This window comes from Pseudomonas sp. P42 (assembly GCF_017973755.1).
Lineage (GTDB): Bacteria > Pseudomonadota > Gammaproteobacteria > Pseudomonadales > Pseudomonadaceae > Aquipseudomonas > Aquipseudomonas iridis.
The window spans coordinates 559395-579687 of record NZ_JACOPU010000001.1; the positions used below are offsets into that span (position 1 = coordinate 559395).

General features: G+C 60.2%; 23 protein-coding genes and 1 riboswitch. Of the genes, 18 read left to right on the plus strand and 5 right to left on the minus strand.

The features are described from left to right. Nucleotides 1-20 precede the first annotated feature (20 nt). The 3 genes from hda (at nt 21) to H8B20_RS02725 (ending at nt 2326) form a co-directional block, all read left to right on the plus strand. On the plus strand, nt 21-725 hold the full coding sequence (gene hda, locus H8B20_RS02715; protein WP_042558310.1) for a DnaA regulatory inactivator Hda: 705 nt from the start codon (nt 21-23) through the stop codon (nt 723-725). A 226-nt stretch (nt 726-951) separates the two neighbouring features. Next, nucleotides 952-1569, plus strand: a complete 618-nt coding sequence (locus H8B20_RS02720; RefSeq protein WP_042558311.1) for a C40 family peptidase — start codon at nt 952-954, stop codon at nt 1567-1569. A gap of 220 nt (nt 1570-1789) precedes the next feature. Continuing rightward, nucleotides 1790-2326 (plus strand): C40 family peptidase, encoded by a 537-nt coding sequence (locus H8B20_RS02725; protein ID WP_047300311.1) that lies wholly within the window; start codon nt 1790-1792, stop codon nt 2324-2326. Nucleotides 2327-2459: 133 nt separating this feature from the next. Here H8B20_RS02725 and H8B20_RS02730 read toward each other — a convergent pair whose 3' ends face one another. Continuing rightward, nucleotides 2460-3773 (minus strand): PQQ-dependent sugar dehydrogenase, encoded by a 1314-nt coding sequence (locus tag H8B20_RS02730; RefSeq protein WP_210622279.1) that lies wholly within the window; start codon nt 3771-3773, stop codon nt 2460-2462. 66 nt (nt 3774-3839) lie between these two features. Continuing rightward, nucleotides 3840-4424, minus strand: coding sequence for a hypothetical protein (locus tag H8B20_RS02735; protein ID WP_115148241.1), 585 nt, complete (start codon nt 4422-4424; stop codon nt 3840-3842). A 163-nt stretch (nt 4425-4587) separates the two neighbouring features. Further along, nucleotides 4588-4813: riboswitch (cobalamin riboswitch) on the plus strand. A gap of 82 nt (nt 4814-4895) precedes the next feature. Between H8B20_RS02735 and cobO the strand changes: the two genes are divergently transcribed. From cobO to H8B20_RS02800, 14 genes are all read left to right on the plus strand, one after another. After that, nucleotides 4896-5507, plus strand: coding sequence for a cob(I)yrinic acid a,c-diamide adenosyltransferase (gene cobO, locus H8B20_RS02740; protein ID WP_047300314.1), 612 nt, complete (start codon nt 4896-4898; stop codon nt 5505-5507). Then, complete coding sequence (locus H8B20_RS02745; protein WP_210622280.1) at nt 5504-6904, plus strand: cobyrinic acid a,c-diamide synthase CobB; 1401 nt, start codon at nt 5504-5506, stop codon at nt 6902-6904. The genes cobO and H8B20_RS02745 overlap by 4 nt, the downstream gene beginning before the upstream one ends. Next, nucleotides 6901-7551, plus strand: a complete 651-nt coding sequence (gene bluB, locus H8B20_RS02750) for a 5,6-dimethylbenzimidazole synthase (protein ID WP_210622281.1) — start codon at nt 6901-6903, stop codon at nt 7549-7551. The genes H8B20_RS02745 and bluB overlap by 4 nt, the downstream gene beginning before the upstream one ends. Continuing rightward, nucleotides 7548-8456, plus strand: coding sequence for an adenosylcobinamide-phosphate synthase CbiB (gene cbiB / locus H8B20_RS02755; RefSeq protein WP_210622282.1), 909 nt, complete (start codon nt 7548-7550; stop codon nt 8454-8456). Before bluB ends, cbiB begins: the two co-directional genes overlap by 4 nt. After that, the gene (gene cobD / locus H8B20_RS02760; RefSeq protein WP_210622283.1) at nt 8449-9441 is read left to right on the plus strand and encodes a threonine-phosphate decarboxylase CobD; all 993 of its coding nucleotides are present in this window, start codon (nt 8449-8451) and stop codon (nt 9439-9441) included. The genes cbiB and cobD overlap by 8 nt, the downstream gene beginning before the upstream one ends. After that, nucleotides 9438-10940, plus strand: coding sequence for a cobyric acid synthase (locus H8B20_RS02765; protein WP_047300317.1), 1503 nt, complete (start codon nt 9438-9440; stop codon nt 10938-10940). Before cobD ends, H8B20_RS02765 begins: the two co-directional genes overlap by 4 nt. Nucleotides 10941-11026: 86 nt before the next feature. Further along, nucleotides 11027-11548: a bifunctional adenosylcobinamide kinase/adenosylcobinamide-phosphate guanylyltransferase gene (cobU, locus tag H8B20_RS02770; RefSeq protein WP_047300318.1), complete on the plus strand. Its 522-nt coding sequence runs from the start codon at nt 11027-11029 to the stop codon at nt 11546-11548. Beyond that, the gene (gene cobT / locus H8B20_RS02775) at nt 11545-12600 is read left to right on the plus strand and encodes a nicotinate-nucleotide--dimethylbenzimidazole phosphoribosyltransferase (protein ID WP_210622284.1); all 1056 of its coding nucleotides are present in this window, start codon (nt 11545-11547) and stop codon (nt 12598-12600) included. The genes cobU and cobT overlap by 4 nt, the downstream gene beginning before the upstream one ends. Next, nucleotides 12597-13172 (plus strand): alpha-ribazole phosphatase family protein, encoded by a 576-nt coding sequence (gene cobC, locus H8B20_RS02780; protein WP_210622285.1) that lies wholly within the window; start codon nt 12597-12599, stop codon nt 13170-13172. The genes cobT and cobC overlap by 4 nt, the downstream gene beginning before the upstream one ends. Before the next feature lies 1 nt (nt 13173). Further along, nucleotides 13174-13905 carry an adenosylcobinamide-GDP ribazoletransferase gene (locus H8B20_RS02785; protein WP_210622286.1) on the plus strand — a complete coding sequence of 244 codons (732 nt, stop codon included), beginning with the start codon at nt 13174-13176 and terminating at the stop codon, nt 13903-13905. Between the two features lie 124 nt (nt 13906-14029). Continuing rightward, complete coding sequence (locus H8B20_RS02790) at nt 14030-14434, plus strand: MarR family winged helix-turn-helix transcriptional regulator (RefSeq protein ID WP_042558324.1); 405 nt, start codon at nt 14030-14032, stop codon at nt 14432-14434. 52 nt (nt 14435-14486) lie between these two features. Further along, nucleotides 14487-15695, plus strand: coding sequence for an MFS transporter (locus H8B20_RS02795; RefSeq protein ID WP_042558325.1), 1209 nt, complete (start codon nt 14487-14489; stop codon nt 15693-15695). Further along, nucleotides 15692-15814, plus strand: coding sequence for a hypothetical protein (locus H8B20_RS28055; RefSeq protein WP_267910631.1), 123 nt, complete (start codon nt 15692-15694; stop codon nt 15812-15814). The genes H8B20_RS02795 and H8B20_RS28055 overlap by 4 nt, the downstream gene beginning before the upstream one ends. 54 nt (nt 15815-15868) lie before the next feature. Continuing rightward, nucleotides 15869-16429 carry a glutathione peroxidase gene (locus H8B20_RS02800; protein ID WP_210622287.1) on the plus strand — a complete coding sequence of 187 codons (561 nt, stop codon included), beginning with the start codon at nt 15869-15871 and terminating at the stop codon, nt 16427-16429. Between the two features lie 96 nt (nt 16430-16525). Here H8B20_RS02800 and H8B20_RS02805 read toward each other — a convergent pair whose 3' ends face one another. The 3 genes from H8B20_RS02805 to H8B20_RS02815 all read right to left on the minus strand — a co-directional run bounded on the left by H8B20_RS02805 (nt 16526) and on the right by H8B20_RS02815 (nt 18925). Further along, entirely contained in the window at nt 16526-17797 is a 1272-nt protein-coding gene (locus H8B20_RS02805; protein WP_042558327.1) for an OmpP1/FadL family transporter, read from the minus strand. 146 nt (nt 17798-17943) lie between these two features. Further along, nucleotides 17944-18426: a hypothetical protein gene (locus H8B20_RS02810; RefSeq protein ID WP_042558328.1), complete on the minus strand. Its 483-nt coding sequence runs from the start codon at nt 18424-18426 to the stop codon at nt 17944-17946. A gap of 274 nt (nt 18427-18700) precedes the next feature. After that, complete coding sequence (locus tag H8B20_RS02815; protein WP_042558329.1) at nt 18701-18925, minus strand: hypothetical protein; 225 nt, start codon at nt 18923-18925, stop codon at nt 18701-18703. A gap of 982 nt (nt 18926-19907) precedes the next feature. Here H8B20_RS02815 and H8B20_RS02820 point away from each other — a divergent pair. Next, nucleotides 19908-20231: an SEL1-like repeat protein gene (locus H8B20_RS02820; protein WP_047300324.1), complete on the plus strand. Its 324-nt coding sequence runs from the start codon at nt 19908-19910 to the stop codon at nt 20229-20231. The last annotated feature ends 62 nt before the right edge of the window (nt 20232-20293 follow it).

Sequence of the window (20293 nt, forward strand, 5' to 3'; positions counted from 1 at the left end):
TTGAGAACTGTTCAGTCAGCATGAAACCGATTCAGCTGCCCCTAGGTGTGCGTCTGCGTGACGACGCCACCTTCATCAACTACTACCCAGGCGCCAATGCCGCTGCACTCGGCTATGTCGAGCGCTTATGCGAAGCCGACGCCGGCTGGACTGAAAGCCTTATCTATCTGTGGGGCAAACACGGCGTAGGGCGTACGCATCTGTTGCAGGCTGCTTGCCTGCGTTTCGAGCAGATGGGTGAACCGGCGGTGTATCTGCCGCTGGCCGAGTTGATGGATCGCGGCACCGAAATTCTCGATAACCTTGAACAGTACGAACTGGTTTGCCTGGATGACTTGCAGGTGATTGCCGGCAAGGCTGATTGGGAAGAGGCGATGTTCCATCTGTTCAATCGTCTGCGTGACAGCGGTCGGCGCCTGCTGATCGCCGCGTCCACCTCACCACGTGAGCTGCCGGTCAAACTGGCTGACCTGAAATCACGCCTGACGCTGGCGCTGATTTTTCAGATGCGCCCCCTTTCCGATGAAGACAAATTGCGTGCCCTGCAATTGCGCGCATCGCGTCGTGGTCTGCATCTGACCGATGAAGTCGGGCATTTTATCTTGACCCGTGGCACCCGCAGCATGAGCGCGCTGTTTGATCTGCTGGAACAGCTCGACCAGGCTTCCTTGCAGGCCCAGCGCAAGCTGACCATTCCCTTCCTGAAAGAAACCCTGGGCTGGTAGCTGGCCCTTGCAGTCTGTGGCTTCCAGCGGGTTTCGGCGTATTTCAGGCGCCAGAAAATCCGCTTTTCTACACGGTGTGCAGGGCGCGTATCGGTTCAAATGGGCTTAAGCGCTTAGATGTAAACGAGAAACCGAGAAGTCACAAAAAGATCGATTGAATTTGCAAATGAGGTTGATAGCGGGCATAGTCTCGCCTTCTTTACAACTATCAGCCACGGTCGTGCCCATGCTAAAGCGCTTCGCACCCCTCGTGCCTCTCGCACTCGTCACCCTGTTATACGGTTGCGCTGCTCATTCTCCAGTTCAAGAGCAGCCTCAGCAGGTCAAGAATTCCGTCACCGCCCAGTCTTCCGTTATTTATCAGGAAGAGCTGGACACCGAAAAAGAACTGTCGGATTTCAATGGCAACAAGCCTTACCAGCTGCCAGTTCTGGCCGACAGTATCCTCGAACGCGGCATGTCCCTGATCGGTACCCGTTACCGTTTCGGCGGTACCTCTGAAGCCGGTTTCGATTGCAGTGGTTTCATCGGCTACCTGTTCCGCGAAGAAGCTGGCATGAACTTGCCACGCTCGACTCGCGAAATGATCAATGTGGATGCGCCGCTGGTTTCGCGCAAAAACCTTGAGCCGGGCGATCTGCTGTTCTTCGCCACCAATGGTCGTCGCGGCCGTGTCAGTCACGCCGGGATCTACCTTGGTGACAACCAGTTCATTCACTCCAGCAGTCGTCGCAGTGGCGGTGTTCGCATCGACAGCCTGGGTGACAGCTACTGGAGCAAGACCTTCATCGAAGCGAAACGCGCTCTGGCTAACGCTCCGACCGTCGTCACCGCTCGCAAGTAATTCCCCGATGCCGCGGCGTTCGCAGCGGCAATCAGGCTCCCGGCAACGGAGTAGACCTAGACTTTACAAGGTGAAGTTAAAGTCTTACTTGAAGTTTGCCGCGTAGCCGCTAGAATCCTGAATCTATATTGATGGCAAACCGCCTGCGTGCTGACGCAGGCGGTTTTGTTTTCTGCCCCTCCGGCAGAAAAAGCCGCAGCCAGATCAGGATGTTCTGCTTATGACCATGTCGGCCCGCCTCACATTGATCTTTTTTGCAGCGCTGCTCAGCGCCTGCGCCAGCCGTACGCCGCCACCAGCACCCGTGGTGCGCGCTCCGGTGGTATTCGGCCCCTCGCAATCATTCTCGCCCGCTGCTGAAGACGTGCTGTTTCGCGCGCTCGGTCTGGTGGGCACGCCTTATCGCTGGGGCGGCAATACGCCGGACTCGGGATTTGATTGCAGTGGGCTGATCGGTTTTGTTTACCGTGATGCGGCGGGTATTTTGCTGCCAAGAACCACACGCGATCTGATCGTGATGCAGGCGCCGAATGTGGGTAAGGAAGGTTTGCAGACAGGCGATCTGATCTTCTTCGCCACCAATGGCGGTTCGCAGGTCAGTCATGCGGGAATTTATGTCGGGGAAGGGCGCTTCGTACATGCGCCCGCAACCGGCGGCACGGTGAAGCTCGATAGCTTGTCGAAGGCGTATTGGCAGAAGGCTTATCTGAGTGCCAAGCGGGTGTTGCAGCCGGAACATCTGGCGCATAACCCATAACAAGTACAACACCAAACCCAATGTGGGAGCGAGCCTGCTCGCGAAAGCGGTGTATCAGCCAACTCACTGTTGACTGATATCACGCCTTCGCGAGCAGGCTCGCTCCCACAGTTGTTTCAGGGCACATCTAAAATCACTTGGTGGCCGACACCCGCCACACTTTGTTGCCCACATCATCAGCCACCAGCAAGCCACCTTGCTGGTCGATCACTACGCCCACAGGGCGACCCAGTGCGTTCTCGTCCTTGTCGAGAAAACCGGTCAGCACATCCACTGGCTGGCCTGTTGGCTTGCCCGCCGCGAACGGTACGAAAATCACTTTATAACCACTGTGCGGCTTGCGGTTCCAGGACCCGTGCTGGCCGATGAATGCGCCTTCCTTGAACTGCGCTGGCAGCTTGTTGCCCTCGGCGAATGTCAGGCCCAGCGAAGCTGTGTGCGGGCCAACGGCGTAGTCTGGCGCAATGGCTTTGGCGACCAGGTCGGGGTTCTGCGGCTCGACGCGCACATCGACATGCTGGCCGTAATAGCTGAACGGCCAACCATAGAAGGCACCGTCCTTGACCGAGGTGATGTAGTCCGGCACCAGATCGCTGCCGATTTCGTCGCGCTCGTTTACTGCGGTCCACAACGCGCCACTGGTGGGCTCCCACGCGAGGCCGTTGGGGTTGCGGATGCCCGATGCGAAGATGCGGTGATTGCCGGTTGCGCGGTCCACTTCCCAGATCGCTGCGCGGCCTTCCTCTTTATCCAGACCGTTTTCGCCGACGTTACTGTTCGAGCCGACTGTGACGTACAGTTTGCTGCCGTCCTTGCTGGCGATGACGTTCTTGGTCCAGTGATGGTTGAGCGTGCCGCCAGGCAGATCGACAACCTTGATCGGCTGCGTCTTGATTTCGGTTGCGCCGGGTTCGTAGTTGAAGCGCAGCAGGCGATCGGTGTCGGCGACGTACAGGTCGTTGCCAACCAGCGTCATGCCGAACGGTGAATTGAGATTTTGCAGGAATACCGTGCGCGTTTCGGCCACGCCATCGTGGTCGGCATCGCGCAGCAGGGTAATGCGATTGGGGCTTGGTACGCCGGCGCCGGCCTTGCCCATGACTTTTTCCATGACCCAGCCGCGCACGCCTTTGCTGTCATCAGGTTTGGGCGGTGCGTTGGTTTCTGCTACCAGCACATCGCCATTGGGCAACACGTAGAGCCAGCGCGGATGATCGAGGCCTTCGGCAAACGCGGCGACTTGTGTGCCTGCCGCAGCGCTCGGCTTACCGCCCGCGGGCCAGCCGACCGCCGGGGCGATATTCACCGTCGGGATCAGGGTTTTGTTCGGTTCGGGCAGTTTCGGTGACGGGCCGGTGCCGTCGATGACCTGCAGGCTGGACGATTCACCACAGGCGGCGAGCCCTCCGGCGAGGGCGATGACGAAAACGAGTTGGGGCTTGCGCATTGCTGATCTTCCCTATGAATGCATTCCTAGTCATAGAGGATCGCACAAGCCCGATGGTTCAACTGCTCAGCCGCGGGCTTCTTTGAACAGCAAGGCAATGCCTGGGTGATAGTTACCGGCCTCATTGCGCAATTTGCGATAGGCGTAGGGGAAATACCAGGCAACGGCGCAGGTGTGTTCCTTTTGCAGGTCGTCGACCATGTCCTGCAATTCTTCCGGACTGGCGCTGTGCTGGGCTTTTTGCGGGGCGACAAACAGGCAGCCGAGCTTGAGGTCGCTGGCGTAGCTGAGGCGTTTGGCGTCGTGGGTGATATCCAGCAGGGGTTGAGTCAGGTTGAGGTTGTTGACGCGTGGCCAGCGTTGCGTGGCCTGGATAAATGCGCGGTCTTCGGCACCCGCCAGAAACAGATCGGCGCGGGCGTTGCGCTCGCCTTCCTCGTTCTGCTTGCGGGTGGCGGTGTCGCGCAGTGTCACCAGTTCGGCCATCCATGCAGCCGCACAGAGCAATCCGAGATTGGCTTTCTCGTCGTGCCAGTAGGGCGTGTCACTGTCGCCGCGCACGGCGTTGTAGCGGTCGATACAGTCAAACCAGCGTTCTAGTACCGGGCGCAGGAACTCCAGGCGCGGATTGCTGATGATCATGCCTTGCATGGTAATCATCCTTATTGTTGTGGTGTGCTTTTGCGGTAAAAGCATGGCTCTTTGATATCATTTGTTTCAGCGTGGCACAAGATTGGCGTCAGATAATTGATCGGCGGCAGTTATTCGCCCGATCCCCCCCTCTTTAATTGACGCTCCACCCCCAACCCTCTAACCTTCGCGGCTTGTTTCAGGTGCTCTGTGACCTGCGTCGACAGAGTGAAACAGGGAAGCCGGTGAGGGTTGTTTTCAAGCGAAGAACAACCACGATCCCGGCGCTGCCCCCGCAACGGTAAATGAGTGAAAACTGCGTCTTGTGCCACTGCTTAACAGCGGGAAGGCGCGCAGTCAGGCGAACGCCGCTCATGAGCCCGGAGACCGGCCTGATCCATCCAGCGGCATCACGGTGGGCGATGCCAGGCTTTTTGCCGTCTATTCTTGTGCCTGCCCGCCGTTATCCAGCCTCAACGGAGAGCTTCCCCCATGACTGATTCCCCCGAGCGTGACGAACGCCACCTGGCGCGTATGCAGCGCAAAAAAGCCGTGATCGATGAACGCATCGCCAACTCCCCCGACGAGTGCGGCCTGGTGCTGGTGCTGACCGGTAACGGCAAAGGCAAAAGCAGCTCGGCGTTCGGCATGCTCGCCCGCGCCATGGGCCACGGCATGCAGTGCGGCGTGGTGCAGTTCATCAAGGGTCGCAACAGCACCGGTGAAGAGCTGTTCTTCCGCCGCTTTCCAGAGCAGGTGCGTTTTCACGTGATGGGCGAGGGCTTCACCTGGGAGACTCAGGATCGCCAGCGCGACATCGCTGCCGCCGAAGCTGCGTGGGCGGTGTCGCGCGAGTTGCTGCGTGATCCGTCGATCGGTCTGGTGGTGCTCGATGAATTGAACATCGCCCTCAAGCACGGCTACCTCGATCTCGATCAGGTGCTGAGCGATTTGCAGGCGCGTCCGCCGATGCAGCACGTGATCGTCACCGGTCGCGGGGCGAAGCCGGAAATGATCGAGATGGGTGACACGGTCACCGAAATGGGCATGCTCAAACACGCCTTTCAGGCTGGCATCAAAGCGCAGAAGGGCGTCGAACTTTGAATCCGCCACGTCACTGCCCGGCGGTATTGATCGCCGCGCCGGCCTCCGGTCAGGGCAAGACCACCGTTACTGCCGCGCTCGCTCGTTTGCATCGCAATCAGGGGCGCAAAGTGCGCGTGTTCAAATGCGGCCCGGACTTCCTCGACCCGATGATTCTCGAGCGCGCCAGCGGTGCGCCGGTTTATCAACTCGATATGTGGATGGTCGGCGAGCAGGAAAGTCGTCGCCTGCTGTGGGAAGCCGCCGCCGAAGCCGATCTGATTTTGATCGAAGGCGTGATGGGACTGTTTGACGGCACACCGTCGAGCGCTGACCTGGCGCGGCATTTCGGTGTGCCGGTGCTCGGCGTGATCGACGGCACCGCGATGGCGCAGACGTTTGGCGCATTGGCGCTGGGCCTTGCGCGTTATCAGCCGGACTTGCCGTTTGCGGGCGTGCTGGCCAATCGCGTGGGGACTTTGCGTCATGCGCAACTGCTTGAAGGCAGCCTCACCGAGGGTTTGCGTTGGTACGGCGCGCTGTCCCGCGAGACCGGGATCGAGCTGCCGAGTCGTCATCTGGGTCTGGTGCAGGCCAGCGAACTGAACGACCTGGATGTTCGTCTCGACGCCGCCGCCCAAGCGCTTGCCAGCAGTTGCGAGGTAGCGCTGCCACCGGCCGTGGAGTTCGCGGCGCCGGAAGTGATCGCTGCCGAACCGCTACTGCAAGGTGTGCGAATCGCTATTGCCCATGATGAGGCGTTTGCCTTCACCTACGGCGCCAGCCTCGATTTGCTGCGGGCGATGGGCGCCGAGTTGAGTTTCTTCTCGCCGATCCGCGACACGCAATTGCCCGAGGCGGACAGTCTGTATCTGCCGGGCGGCTACCCGGAATTGCACCACGTGGCGTTGTCGCAGAACACCGCGATGCTCGACGCGATCCGCGCGCACCATGCGGCGGGCAAACCATTGCTGGCCGAGTGTGGCGGCATGCTTTATCTGCTCGATTCGCTGACTGATGTCGAAGGCACCCGCGCCGAACTGGTCGGTTTGCTGAGCGGCGATGCGGTGATGCAAAAACGTCTGGCGGCATTGGCGCTGCAAGCGGTTGATCTGCCGGAGGGCTCGCTGCGTGGGCACACTTATCATCACTCCCTGACGACGACTGAATTGACCCCGATTGCTCGTGGGCTGAGCCCGAATGGTGGGCGTGGGGCGGAGGCGGTTTATCGCGATGGGCGAATGACCGCTTCTTATGTGCACTTCTACTTTCCATCGAACCCTGCGGCTATCGCAGCACTGTTTGCGCCTCAACTTGAGGCCGCCATCGCTGGCAAGCCAGCTCCCACAGTGGGCGGTGTCATGCCTGAAGAATCGCTATCCCCTGTGGGAGCTGGCTTGCCAGCGATGGGGCCATGACAGACAACGCATTCTCCGAAGCCGAACGCGCAGCGGTCTACAAAGCCATCGCCGAGCGCCGTGACATGCGCCACTTCGCCGGTGGCAGCGTCGCGCCGGAACTGTTGCGGCGCTTGCTCGAAGCCGCGCATCAGGCCCCGAGCGTCGGCCTGATGCAGCCGTGGCGCTTCATTCGCATCAGCGACCGAGCCTTGCGCGGGCAGATCCAGAACCTGGTGGAAGAAGAACGCATCCGTACCGCTGTTGCCCTCGGCGAGCGCAGCGATGAGTTCATGACACTCAAGGTCGAGGGCATCAATGATTGCGCGGAAGTGCTGGTCGCCGCGTTGATGGACGATCGCGAAAAACACATCTTCGGTCGCCGCACGCTGCCGGAAATGGACATGGCGTCGCTGTCCTGTGCGATCCAGAACTTGTGGCTGGCGTCCCGCGCCGAAGGTCTGGGCATGGGCTGGGTCTCGCTGTTCGAGCCCCAGGCGCTGGCCGATCTGTTGAAACTGCCGGAAGGCGCCAAGCCACTTGCGGTGTTGTGCCTGGGCCCGGTCAAGGAATTCTATCCGGCGCCGATGCTGGTGCTTGAGGGGTGGGCGCAGGCGCGTCCGCTCAATGAGTTGCTGTATGAAAATTATTGGGGAGTGAATCAATGAGTGTGGCGTTGTTGAGTGTCGCCGCCGTGGCGCTGGATGCGCTGCTGGGTGAACCGAAACGCTGGCATCCGCTGGTGGCGTTCGGCAACTTTGCCGGACGTATCGAGCAACGTTTCAACGCCGGTGGCCGTGGCTGGCGCAGTCATGGCGTCACCGCGTGGGTGATCGCGGTGCTACCGCTGACGTTGCTCGCCACCGCGTTTTCCTGGGCGCCTTATGTTGGCTGGATCGTCGAGATACTCGCGCTGTATTGCGCCCTCGGCATGCGCAGCCTCGGCGAGCACGTCGAGCCGGTGGCCAAGGCGTTGCGCGCCGATGATCTGGATGAGGCGCGCAAGCGTGTCGGCTATCTGGTCAGCCGCCAGACCCGCGAACTCGACAGCACGGCGGTTGCCCGTGCTGCTACCGAATCGGTGCTGGAGAATGGCAGCGATGCGGTGTTTGCCGCGTTGTTCTGGTTTGCCGTGGCCGGCGCGCCGGGCGTGGTGCTCTATCGCTTGAGCAATACGCTTGATGCGATGTGGGGTTATCGCAACGAACGTTTCGAGCGATTTGGCTGGTGTGCGGCAAAAATCGACGACGTCCTCAACTACATTCCCGCGCGCCTCGTGGCGTTGACCTACGCGCTGCTGGGTAAAACCCGACTGGCCCTGAAGTGCTGGCGTACACAGGCGCCAAAATGGGACAGCCCCAACGCCGGCCCGGTGATGGCGGCAGGCGCGGGCGCGCTGGGCGTGGAACTGGGCGGCCCGGCGATCTATCACGGCGAACTGCATGAACGTCCGCAACTCGGCGAGGGCACACCTGCCGATGCCGATTCCATCGACCGTGGCTGGCAATTGGTCCAGCGCGGGGTATGGTTATGGCTGCTGATTCTTTGCGTGGGAGCTGAATTCTATGCTTGAGCACGGTGGCCGATTGCGCAAGGCTGCACTCGATCACGGCATCGCCGAGGCTGATTGGCTGGATCTTTCCAGCGGTCTGGCGCCATGGCCGTTCCCGATCCCGGATATTCCGCTGCGCGCCTGGGCACGCTTGCCGGAAATCGACGATGGTCTGGAGCAGGCGGCGTGTGATTACTACGGTGCGGCGCAGGTGTTGCCGGTGGCCGGTTCGCAAATGGCCATTCAGTTGCTGCCGCGCTTGCGCCGGGCCGGCAAGGTCGGCGTGTTGTCGCCGTGTTATGCCGAGCACGCCGAGGCGTGGCGCCGCAGCGGTTACATCGTGCGCGAAGTGCTGGAGCAGGAAGTCGAGTTCTTTATCGACAACCTCGACGTACTGGTGGTGGTCAACCCGAACAATCCCACGGGCCTGAGCCTGACCCCAGCGCGTTTGCTCGACTGGCATGCGCGGCTGGCGCAGCGCGGTGGCTGGCTGGTGGTCGATGAAGCGTTCATGGACAACACGCCACAATTGAGTCTGGCCGCGCACACGCATTTGGTGGGCCTGGTCGTATTGCGTTCGTTTGGCAAGTTCTTTGGTCTGGCCGGGGTGCGACTGGGCTTTGTGCTGGCCGAGCGCAAATTTCTCAAGCTGCTCGCCGAACAGGTCGGGCCGTGGGCGGTCAGCGGGCCGACCCGGGTACTCGCCCAGGCCTGTCTGCAAGACACCGAAGGTCATGCACGCCAGCGGATACGCAGCGATGAGGCGAGTGAGCGGCTGGCTGCGTTGCTGGCGCGATACGGCTTTAACCCCCAGGGCGGTTGCGCACTGTTCCAATGGTTGATCACCGATCAGGCGCAAGCACTGCACGAATTCATGGCCCGACGCGGCATCCTCCTGCGCCTCTTCACGCACAACAGCAGTTTGCGTTTCGGCTTGCCTGCCGATGCCGCTGAAGAGGCGCGCCTCGAACAAGCGCTGCAAGCGTTCGCCAAGGAAACCCAATGACAACCCTGATGGTGCAGGGCACCACTTCCGACGCCGGTAAAAGCACACTGGTGACGGCACTCTGCCGCTGGGCCACCCGTCAGGGTGTAGCAGTGGTGCCGTTCAAACCGCAGAACATGGCGCTCAACAGCGCGGTAACGGCTGATGGCGGCGAGATCGGTCGCGCGCAAGCAGTGCAGGCGCAAGCGGCGAATCTTGAACCGCACACCGACATGAACCCGGTGCTGCTCAAGCCGAACAGCGACACCGGCGCGCAAGTGATCATCCATGGCCGCGCCGTCACCAGCATGAACGCCGTCGCCTATCACGACTACAAAGCCATCGCGATGCAAGCCGTGCTGGCCTCCCACGATCGCCTCAGCGCCGCGTATCCGTTGGTGATGGTCGAAGGCGCAGGCTCGCCGGCAGAGATCAACCTGCGCGCCGGTGACATCGCCAACATGGGTTTTGCCGAGGCCGTGGATTGCCCGGTGCTGCTGATTGCCGACATCAATCGCGGCGGAGTTTTTGCCCATCTGGTCGGCACGCTGGAGCTGCTGTCGCCGAGCGAACAGGCGCGGGTCAAAGGCTTCATCATCAACCGTTTTCGCGGCGACATTGCGTTGCTGCAACCGGGCCTCGACTGGCTGGAACAGCGCACTGGCAAACCGGTGGTGGGCGTGTTGCCGTACGTGATGGATCTGCATCTTGAGGCCGAGGACGGCATCGATCAGCGCCAGACCGACAAGGCCGAACACGTGCTGAAAGTCGTGGTGCCGGTGCTGCCGCGCATCAGCAACCACACCGATTTCGATCCGCTGCGTTTGCATCCACAGGTCGATCTGCATTTTGTCGGCCCGGGACAGGCGATTCCGCCGGCCGATCTGATCATTCTGCCGGGCTCGAAAAGCGTACGCAGTGATCTGGCGTATCTGCGAGCCAATGGCTGGGACACAGCGATCAGTCGCCATTTGCGTTACGGCGGCAAAGTGCTGGGTATTTGCGGCGGTCTGCAAATGCTCGGCGAGCAAGTGCACGATCCGCTGGGTCTTGAGGGCGCGCCCGGTTCCAGTGCCGGTTTGGGTTTGCTGGCCTTCGAAACGCAGCTCGAAGCCGAGAAGCAATTGCGCAATGTGCGCGGTCGTCTGGCGCTGGAAGATGCCGAAGTCAGCGGCTACGAAATTCATGCCGGAGTCACCACCGGGCCGGCGCTGGAGAACGCGGCGGTACGGTTGGATGATGGTCGTTGTGACGGTGCGCAGAGTGCTGATGGTCAGGTGTTCGGCACCTATCTGCATGGCTTGTTCGAATCGCCGGCAGCCAGTTCGGCGTTGCTGCGCTGGGCCGGGTTGAGCGATGTGCAAACGGTGGATTACCACGGGTTGCGTGAGCGCGATATCGAGCGCTTGGCGGATCTGGTGGAGAAGCATCTGGATACCGGGTTGTTGCGTCAGCTCTGTGGGATCCAGGGTGAATGTCATGGCCCCATCGCTGGCAAGCCAGCTCCCACAGGGGGCTGAGGTGATCCGGCTAACGCGATCACTGTGTTAGCTGGCCGCCAGCGACGGGGCCGGTTGTCTCAACAGATAATTTTCAGGATGTCTCCATGCTTCAGCTGATCCTCGGCGGCGCCCGCTCCGGCAAAAGTCGCCTCGCCGAAAAACTCGCGACTGACAGCGCGTTGGCCGTCACCTACATCGCCACCAGCCAGCCGCTGGACGGTGAAATGAGCGAGCGTGTCGCCCATCACCGCGCGCGCCGTCCTGTCGAATGGGCACTCATCGAAGAACCGCTGGAACTCGCCCGCATCCTGCGTGAAAACGCCAGCGCCGAGCGCTGCCTGCTGGTCGACTGCCTGACGCTGTGGCTGACCAATCTGCTGATGCTCGAAGACGCCACGCGCCTCGCCGCCGAACGCGAAGCCCTGCTGGACTGCCTGGCGTCACTGCCGGGCGAAATCATTTTTGTCAGCAACGAGACCGGAATGGGTGTCGTACCGCTGGGCGAATTGACTCGCCGCTACGTCGATGAAGCCGGTTGGCTGCATCAAGCCCTGGCTGAGCGCTGTCAGCGTGTCGTGTTGACCGTCGCCGGCCTGCCCCTGACTCTGAAAGGACCTGCGTTATGACTCAAGCCTGGTGGCTCAATCCGTGTAAAGCGGTGCATGCCCATATCGTTGAACAAGCGGCGGCACGGCAACAGCAACTGACCAAACCGGCCGGTTCGCTGGGGCGTCTTGAGTCGGTGGCGGTGCAACTGGCCGGCCTGCAAGGGCAGGTCAAACCGACGCTTGCGCAGGTCTGGATTGCGATTTTTGCCGGAGACCACGGTGTGGTCGCTGAAGGCGTGTCGGCATTTCCGCAGGAAGTCACCGGGCAGATGTTGCTCAACTTCGTCAGCGGTGGCGCGGCGATCAGCGTGCTCGCGCGTCAACTCCATGCGCAGCTGGAAGTGGTGGATCTGGGCACGGTGACGCCGTCGCTGAACCTGCCGGGCGTGCGCCACTTGAACATCGGCCCGGGCACGGCGAATTTCGCCAAGGGCGCAGCGATGACTCAGGCCCAGGGCGAATTGGCGTTGCAGGCAGGTCGCGACAGCGCGCTGCGGGCGAAAGCTGCCGGCACTCAGCTGTTCATCGGCGGGGAAATGGGCATCGGCAACACCACTGCGGCAAGTGCCCTGGCCTGTGCCTTGCTCGATTGCCCGGTGATGCATCTGACCGGCCCGGGTACTGGCCTGAACGCCGAAGGCGTCAGCCATAAAGCGCAAGTGATCGAGCGCGCCCTGGCCCTGCACGCGGCCCAGCGCGGTGATGCATTGCAGACGCTGTTCAACGTGGGCGGTTTTGAAATCGCCGCGCTGGTCGGCGCGTATCTGGCCTGTGCGCAGGAAGGTGTTGCGGTATTGGTCGACGGCTTTATCTGCACAGTCGCTGCGCTGGTGGCGGTGCGTTTGAATCCTGCCTGTCGCGAGTGGCTGCTGTTCGGCCATCGCGGGGCAGAGCCGGGCCATCGTCATGTGCTGGAAACCCTGAGCGCCGAACCGTTGCTCGAACTGGGCCTGCGCCTGGGCGAGGGCAGCGGTGCGGCGTTGGCGGTGCCGTTGTTGCGTCTGGCGTGTGATCTGCACGGGCAGATGGCAACGTTCGCGGAAGCGGCGGTGGCGGATCGTCCGGCATGACCTTGCGACTTGATCTGCTGCGCCATGGTGAAACCGAACTCGGCGGTGGTTTGCGCGGCAGCCTCGACGATGCGCTCACTGAAAAGGGTTGGGCGCAGATGCGCGAAGCGGTGCTCGAAGGGGGGCCGTGGGATCGCTTGGTCAGTTCGCCGTTGCAGCGCTGTGCGCGGTTTGCCGCAGAGTTGGGTGAGCAGCTGAATCTGCCGGTGCATCTGGAAAAGGATCTGCAAGAACTGCATTTCGGCGCGTGGGAGGGGCAGAGCGCGGCGGCGCTGATGGAGACGGATGCCGAGGCGTTAGGGCTGTTCTGGGCCGATCCGTATGCGTTTACGCCACCGCAGGGTGAGCCGGTCAGCGATTTTTCTACGCGAGTATTGACGGCCGTCGCACGGCTGCAAGCATCGTACGCTGGCGAGCGCGTGTTGCTGGTCAGTCATGGCGGTGTCATGCGCCTGCTGCTGGCGCAGGCACGGGGATTGCCGCGTGAGCAATTGCTCAACGTCGAAGTGGCGCACGGTTCGCTGTTTTCGCTGAGTGTTGAAGCTGATGGTTCGCTCAAGGAAGGTCGCTGACATGTTGCCGCTGTGGATCGCTCTGCAATTTCTCAGCAGTCTGCCGATTCGTCTGCCGGGGATGCCGGAGCCCGGACAACTGGGGCGTTCGCTGCTGTTCTATCCGCTGGTGGGATTGCTGTTCGGGGTGATTCTTTGGGGGCTGAACCTTGCTTTGGCGGGCGCGCCACTGCTGTTGCATGCGTCATTGTTGTTGACGATTTGGGTATTGCTCAGCGGCGCATTGCACCTTGATGGCCTGGCGGACAGCGCCGATGCCTGGCTCGGCGGCTTCGGTGATCGCGAACGTACCCTGACGATCATGAAAGATCCGCGCAGCGGGCCGATTGCGGTGGTGACGCTGGTGCTGGTGTTGCTGCTCAAGTTTGCCGCGTTGCTGGCGCTGATCGAGCAGCAGCAAGGTCTGGTGCTGATCATCGCGCCGCTGCTTGGGCGCGCGGCGTTGCTGGGATTGTTTCTGACCACGCCGTACGTGCGCAAGGGTGGGTTGGGGCAGGCACTGGCCGATCATCTGCCGCGCAAGGCGGGTTGGTGGGTGCTGGGCGGCAGCGCGCTAGCCTGCGTGGCGATTGCCGGGTCCCAGGCGATTATTGCGCTGCTGGTGGCGGTCGGCGTGTTTATCTGGCTGCGGCATGTGATGATGCGGCGGTTAGGCGGCACGACCGGCGATACGGCCGGGGCGCTGCTGGAATTGCTGGAGATGGCGGTGCTGGTTGGAATCGTGCTGCTTTAACGTCAAAAGATCGCAGCCTTCGGCAGCTCCTACAGGGTAAGCATCCCAATGCAGGAGCTGCCGAAGGCTGCGATCTTTTGATCTATAACTTGATTTAACACAGTCGCGGGTATATACACGCATCATGCTTCCTTCTCAGTGTTTGTGCACCAACCTGCGTCGCGCCGCTCGTGGCGTCAGCAGGCATTACGACGGCGCTCTCGACGGCTTCGGGATCAACGTTGCCCAGTATTCTTTGCTGTGCAATCTGCAGCGTCTGGATCAGCCGAGCATTTCCGAACTCGCCGAAGCCATGGGCCTGGATCGCAGCACCCTCGGGCGCAATCTGCGGGTGCTGGAAGGCGAAGGGCTGGTGGCGCTGGCTGAGGGCGAAGACATGCGCAATCGCATCGTCTGTCTCACCGAAACCGGTGCGCAACGTCTGGCAGCAGCCTTGCCGGCCTGGGAAGCGGCGCAACAGCGATTGATTGATCGTCTGGGCGCCGAGAAGCGTGAAACCTTGCTGAAATTGCTCGACGAACTGGCTTGATGCCAGTTCGTTCGGGCTCAAGCGGGTATATACCCGCGACTGGAGAATAATAATGACATCGATGTGGCGTACGTGCGGTTGGGTGTTGCTCGGAAGTGCGCTGATCCTGGCGTTGTCATTGGGCGTGCGACACGGCTTTGGCCTGTTCCTTTCACCGATGAGCGCGCAGTTCGGCTGGGGGCGTGAGGTATTCGCCTTCGCCATTGCCTTGCAGAATTTGATCTGGGGTCTGGCGCAGCCGTTCACCGGCGCGCTGGCCGACCGTTTTGGCGCGGCGAAAGTGGTGCTGGTTGGCGGGGTGCTCTATGCCGTGGGTCTGGTGTGCATGGGCTTGTCCGACTCGGCGATGACGTTGTCATTGAGCGCTGGGTTGCTGATAGGTATCGGCCTGTCCGGCACTTCGTTTTCGGTGATCCTCGGCGTGGTCGGGCGGGCCGTGCCGCCGGAGAAACGCAGCATGGGCATGGGCATCGCCAGTGCCGCCGGGTCGTTCGGGCAGTTCGCCATGTTGCCGGGCACGCTCGGACTGATTGGTTGGCTCGGCTGGTCGGCCGCATTGCTCGTGTTGGGTCTGTTGGTGGCGATGATTGTGCCGCTGGTGAGCATGCTCAAGGACAAGCCGCTGCCGGTACTGGGCCATGAGCAGACGCTGTCCGAAGCCCTTCGCGAAGCCTGTTCGCATTCCGGATTCTGGCTGTTGGCGCTCGGTTTCTTCGTCTGCGGGTTTCAGGTGGTGTTTATCGGCGTGCATTTGCCGGCGTATCTGGTCGATCAACATCTGCCGGCCACCGTCGGCACTACGGTGCTGGCGTTGATCGGGTTGTTCAACATCTTCGGCACGTACACGGCCGGATGGTTGGGTGGACGTATGTCCAAACCGCGTTTGCTGACGGCGCTGTATCTGATGCGGGCGGTGGTGATCGTGCTGTTCCTGTGGCTGCCGGTGACGACCACGACGGCTTATCTGTTCGGCATGGCCATGGGCTTCCTTTGGCTGTCGACGGTGCCATTGACCAACGGCACGGTGGCGACCTTGTTCGGCGTGCGAAATCTGTCCATGCTCGGAGGCATCGTGTTCCTGTTCCATCAGCTCGGCTCGTTCCTCGGCGGCTGGCTGGGCGGGGTGGTGTATGACCGTACCGGGAGTTATGACTTGATCTGGCAAGTGGCGGTGCTTCTGAGTCTGCTGGCGGCGGCGTTGAACTGGCCGGTGCGCGAGCGTCCGGTCGAACGTCTGCAACCTCGTGTGAGCGTCGCATGAGCCGTCTCTGGCCGCGAATCGTCATTACCGCACTGGCTGCGGCATTGTTGGCGCTGGTGTGGTGGGGCTGGCAGCAGGGTGGCCTTGCCTTGATGCAATTGGGCATGAGCATTTGCTAGAGACGAGCTTGGCGAGTAACTTCGAAGGCTGATGACTGCTCAAGGATGCTCGACATGCTGATGCGCTGGTGTGCTGTTCCCGTGTTGCTGATGGCGTTGACTGGCGTGGCCCAGGCCGCTGACTGTCCGGAATTGTTGCAAGGCTCGCTGCCCAAGTTGCGTGCCAAGGAATCCATCGATCTGTGCAAACAGTACGCGGACAAACCGCTGGTGGTGATCAACACCGCCAGCTTCTGCGGTTTTGCGCCGCAATTCGAAGGCCTTGAGGGGCTCAATCAACGCTACAAGGCGCAGGGGCTGGAAATGCTCGGCGTGCCTTCCAATGACTTCAAGCAGGAGTCCAAGGACAGCGTCGAGACCGCCAAGGTCTGCTACGCCAACTACGGCGTGACGTTTGCCATGACCGAGCCGCAAAAAGTCCGCGGCGATGATGCCACGCATATGTTCCAGGTGTTGGCCGCTCAGAGCAGCGCGCCGAAGTGGAATTTCTACAAATATGTAGTGGATCGCCAAGGCAAGGTGATCGCCAACTTCTCCAGCCTGACCAAACCGGATGATCCGGAGTTTATTGCGGCGATCGAAAAAGCTATCGCCTCGAAACCGTTGAAACCCTAAGGCTCAGGGTCAACGAGCCAGACATAAAAAAGCCCCGCCTTCTGCAAAGAGAGCGGGGCTTTTCAGTGGGCGAGGGGTTAGCCCCGCCCGATAGCATCAGAAGCGGTAGGTAGCGCCGACGCCGAAGCCGTTTGCCGAGTTTTCATACTTGGCGTTGTAAGTCTGGCCACGATTGTTTTCGTTACGAACGTTGACCGACTCTTCCTTCAGGTACGAATAGGCGACGTCGATGGTCAGGTCTTCGGTCGGGCTCCAGCCGGCACCGACGCTGAAGATGGTCCGGTCGCCGGTCGGGATGCGTGGCGAACGGTCGACGTTGTTGGTCGGCGACTGGTCGAAGGTCAGACCGGTGCGCAGCACCCATTCCTTGTTCAACTGGTACGAAGTACCGATCGCGTACGCCCAGGAGTCGTGCCAGTTCTGGTCTTCGTTGATTTCGCCGAACTGACCGGCCAGTGCAGGCTGAACGCCGGAGTTCTCGACGGTGATTTTATCCAGCTGGCTCCAGCGGGTAAAAGTCGAACCGGCGTAAACAGTCCACTGATCGTTGATCGCTTGAGTGACGGACAGATCCACCGACTCAGGTGTGGTGATCTTCAGCGACGCGTCGTACTTCTGGCTGGAGCTCAGACCGGCCAGGCCCAGTACGCCGTAGTTGACCTTGGTGTCGCCTTCGAGCTTGTAGTCGACTTTCGAGTGATAAGTCAGACCCACGCGGGTGGAGTCGGTCGCTTGTACCAATACACCGATGTTGTAGCCCAGCGCGGTGTCGTCACCCTTGATCTTGACCTTGCCATCGGGGAAGGCCGGGGTGATTGACAGGTTGGATTCCAGCTTGCCGTCGATGCGGTTGATGGTCGGACCGAAACCGATCGACACCTTGTCGTTGAAGGCGTAGCTGATGGTCGGCTGGAAGGTGATGACTTGCACTTCAGACTTGCTGCCAAAGTAGCGGCCGGCGAAGTTGTTTTCGTAGTCGGTGATCAGGCCGAACGGCACGTAAACGCCGAAACCGAATGCCCAGTGATCGTCGATTGGCTTGACGTAGTAGCCCATAGGTACGGCGGTGAAGGGCACCATGTCGCCTTTGTTGCTCCCGCCATTCGGGCTGGAGCTGGCGTTGCTGATATCGGTCGATGCGTCGAGGAATGCAGCGCCACCGGTGATTTGTTCGCGCTTGATGCGCGACATGCCGGCAGGGTTGCCATAAACAGTGCTTGCGTCATCGGCAGAAGAAGATCGCCCGGCGTACCCAGTCCCCATCCCGCTAATGCTGTGTTCGTTGATGGCAAAGCCAGCGGCGAAAATCTGCGTGGATGCCAAGGTAACGGCAAGGCTAAGGGTGGTTTTGAGCATTACTTTTTTCATTATTAGAACTCCTGGTGATCACCGGGGCGAAAATTACCAACATTTTCGTCCCAGCGCTATAGCCTGAATGCCTTGATTTAGAGCGGTTTTGTAGGACAATCCGACCAAATTCGCGACCTGTTACAGGATCTTGCGGAACTGGACGGTCAGCAAGCGACCTGATTCAGCGGTGAAACACAAGTCTGCCAGGCGCAGGTGAAATCGCGCAGACGACCTTGAGGCTGGAAGGTCTGACGCCAGATACGCGCCATACCGAGCAAGTCGTTCGGGTCGGGGAGGGTGGGGTTTTGTTCTTCGACCAGCAGCCAGGCGATAGCTGTGGCGTAACGCAGATTGACGGTCAATTCCAGGTGCGGTCCGCTGAGAAATGCGTGTTGGCTGGCCAGTCCGCGAACGAGGCTGGCACGTTCCGGATCAAGCGCCAGATAGTCATCCCACAGTGCTTGATGGCGATGCTCGGCAATGCGGTAGAGGCCGTGTCCACGGCGGTCATGCAGGGCGGAGCCGAGGGCTGACTGGCTGGCGGCAATGCCCAGCAACAGTGATTCGGCGGTGGCGCAGTGACGGCCCAGATAAATCAGGGTGGGGCGAATCACGTAGCGGCACAGTTCGCTGGCAGCGATACCCATAAAGCCCTCGATCTTGTTATTGGGCGGCGACACCTGAAAGGGGCCTTGGCAGCGATGGATCGGTTCAGGCTCGCCGGAAGCGGACAACGCCGCTTGAGTTGAAGTGTAGTGTCATATTCGCGACGTAAAGGACTGTTTTTAAAATATTTCCGGCTGCACGTTATAACCGTTATATCCGATGGTGCTTAGGCGCCAAGGCTTAAAAGTGAAACATCAGGCAATAAAAAGCCCCGCTTTTTAAGCGGGGCTTCGTTTGTTGCAGCCTTTTCGGCTATCAGGCAACCAGTGCCTGACGCGTTCGATCAATGACAGCCTGCAGCGGTTCGGCGCTGGAGTACTGATCGGGATACAGACGCTCGCTGTGGCGGGCGATCCCGTGTTCGTTGACCAGTGTGAAGCTGAAGCAGCCTTTGCGAGCGGCCATGATCAGGCAGTTCATTGGAGCAAAAGCGTTGGTTAGGGCGCGAATGGCGTCCTGAGTATGGATTTGAGTCGACATAGTTATTAGGTGTTCCTACAAATGACACGGATAAGAACCGTGCAACGTTAAAACGTTCCAGTAACGTCGACCACCATTGGTCGAACGAAGAACCCGACTGGAACAAAGCAGCCAGTTTGAAGCGCTGATAATTTGGCGCGCTTGGGCTGGCAGGTAGGTACTTAGGAGGACAGGCAACACATCAAGGGCAAAGGTTCTGGGCCCGGGGTGAAGATCCTGATCAATTTGCAGGTTGGTTCGGTCAGAGTAATCGGTCTTCGCAACACCCTTTGATCATTCAAAGGCTGTGTCGTCGCAAGATTTACCTGGAAACCATCGAGGGGTCGTATCCGCTTTTTTTCGGTGAGGGCTTCTTGTTTGAAGGCGCACCGTGGGGATTGTTCGACCGGAATTGACTTTCAGCTTGGTACTAACGCCGCGGATAGTAACGGATCGAAATTGGTAAAGCAAACTCTGCGCAAAAAAGTTGTGTTCTACAAGAAAACGCAGCCGATTGTGGGGGCGATCGTCCTCGCGGGGGCGGTAATCAGATAACAAATGAAACGTCAGGTTGACCACTCGTCGCCACAAAACCGTGCGCGGTTCCCACCGAGACGCCGCTTATCCCCAGTCCGAAGCGCAAAACGACCCGAAAAAGCGCACCGATATAACCGGGTAACAGGTACTTGTGCACATTAGTTGCACAGGCTGTAACGGCACTGTCATATCAAACCTGACCTTGATGGCTGCCTGTATCGAAAGTTTAAGTCAATGAAAAACATCGCTTTTTTTTGTTGGTGAAAAAATCGTCAGTTTGACTGCGGGCCCCATTCCATAAGGCTTTGCGAGGGTTGGAGGACGGTTGTCCACTGACTTATCCACAGCTTCTGTGGATTGTCCCGAGCGCTTGCTCTAGGACGGGCGTGCCGGGTTTTATTTCGACTTTACCTGTAAGAAAAAGAGAGTAGAGTGGCGCGCCTTCCGATCTGTCCCACAGTGCTTTATGAAGTTTCGCTCAGTATCAGACCCTGTTACCTCACAGCCCCCTCCTGTTATCCCGCCCAAGCGATTTTCCGTGCGCGTGGCCGAATGGCTGCTCGACAGCCCGCGCCTGAGCGAAAGCCACAACGCCAAGCACCTTGCCGGTCGCCTGCTCAAGCAACCGGCGCGCGAAGGTGTGGTTGCCGCGCAAAGCCGCCTCGGCCAGTTGATGTGCCGCGAGTGTGGTAATGCACGCGATCGCCGCATCGGTCAGGATCTGCTGCGTCAGGCTGCTCGCGCTGGCGATCATCGTGCCCAAGTGGAACTCGGCCTGCTCGAAGACTGAGCTGTCCAAGTTCTGACACCTTGGTTACCCTTCAGGCTTTAACCGATCGGCAGGAGTCGCTA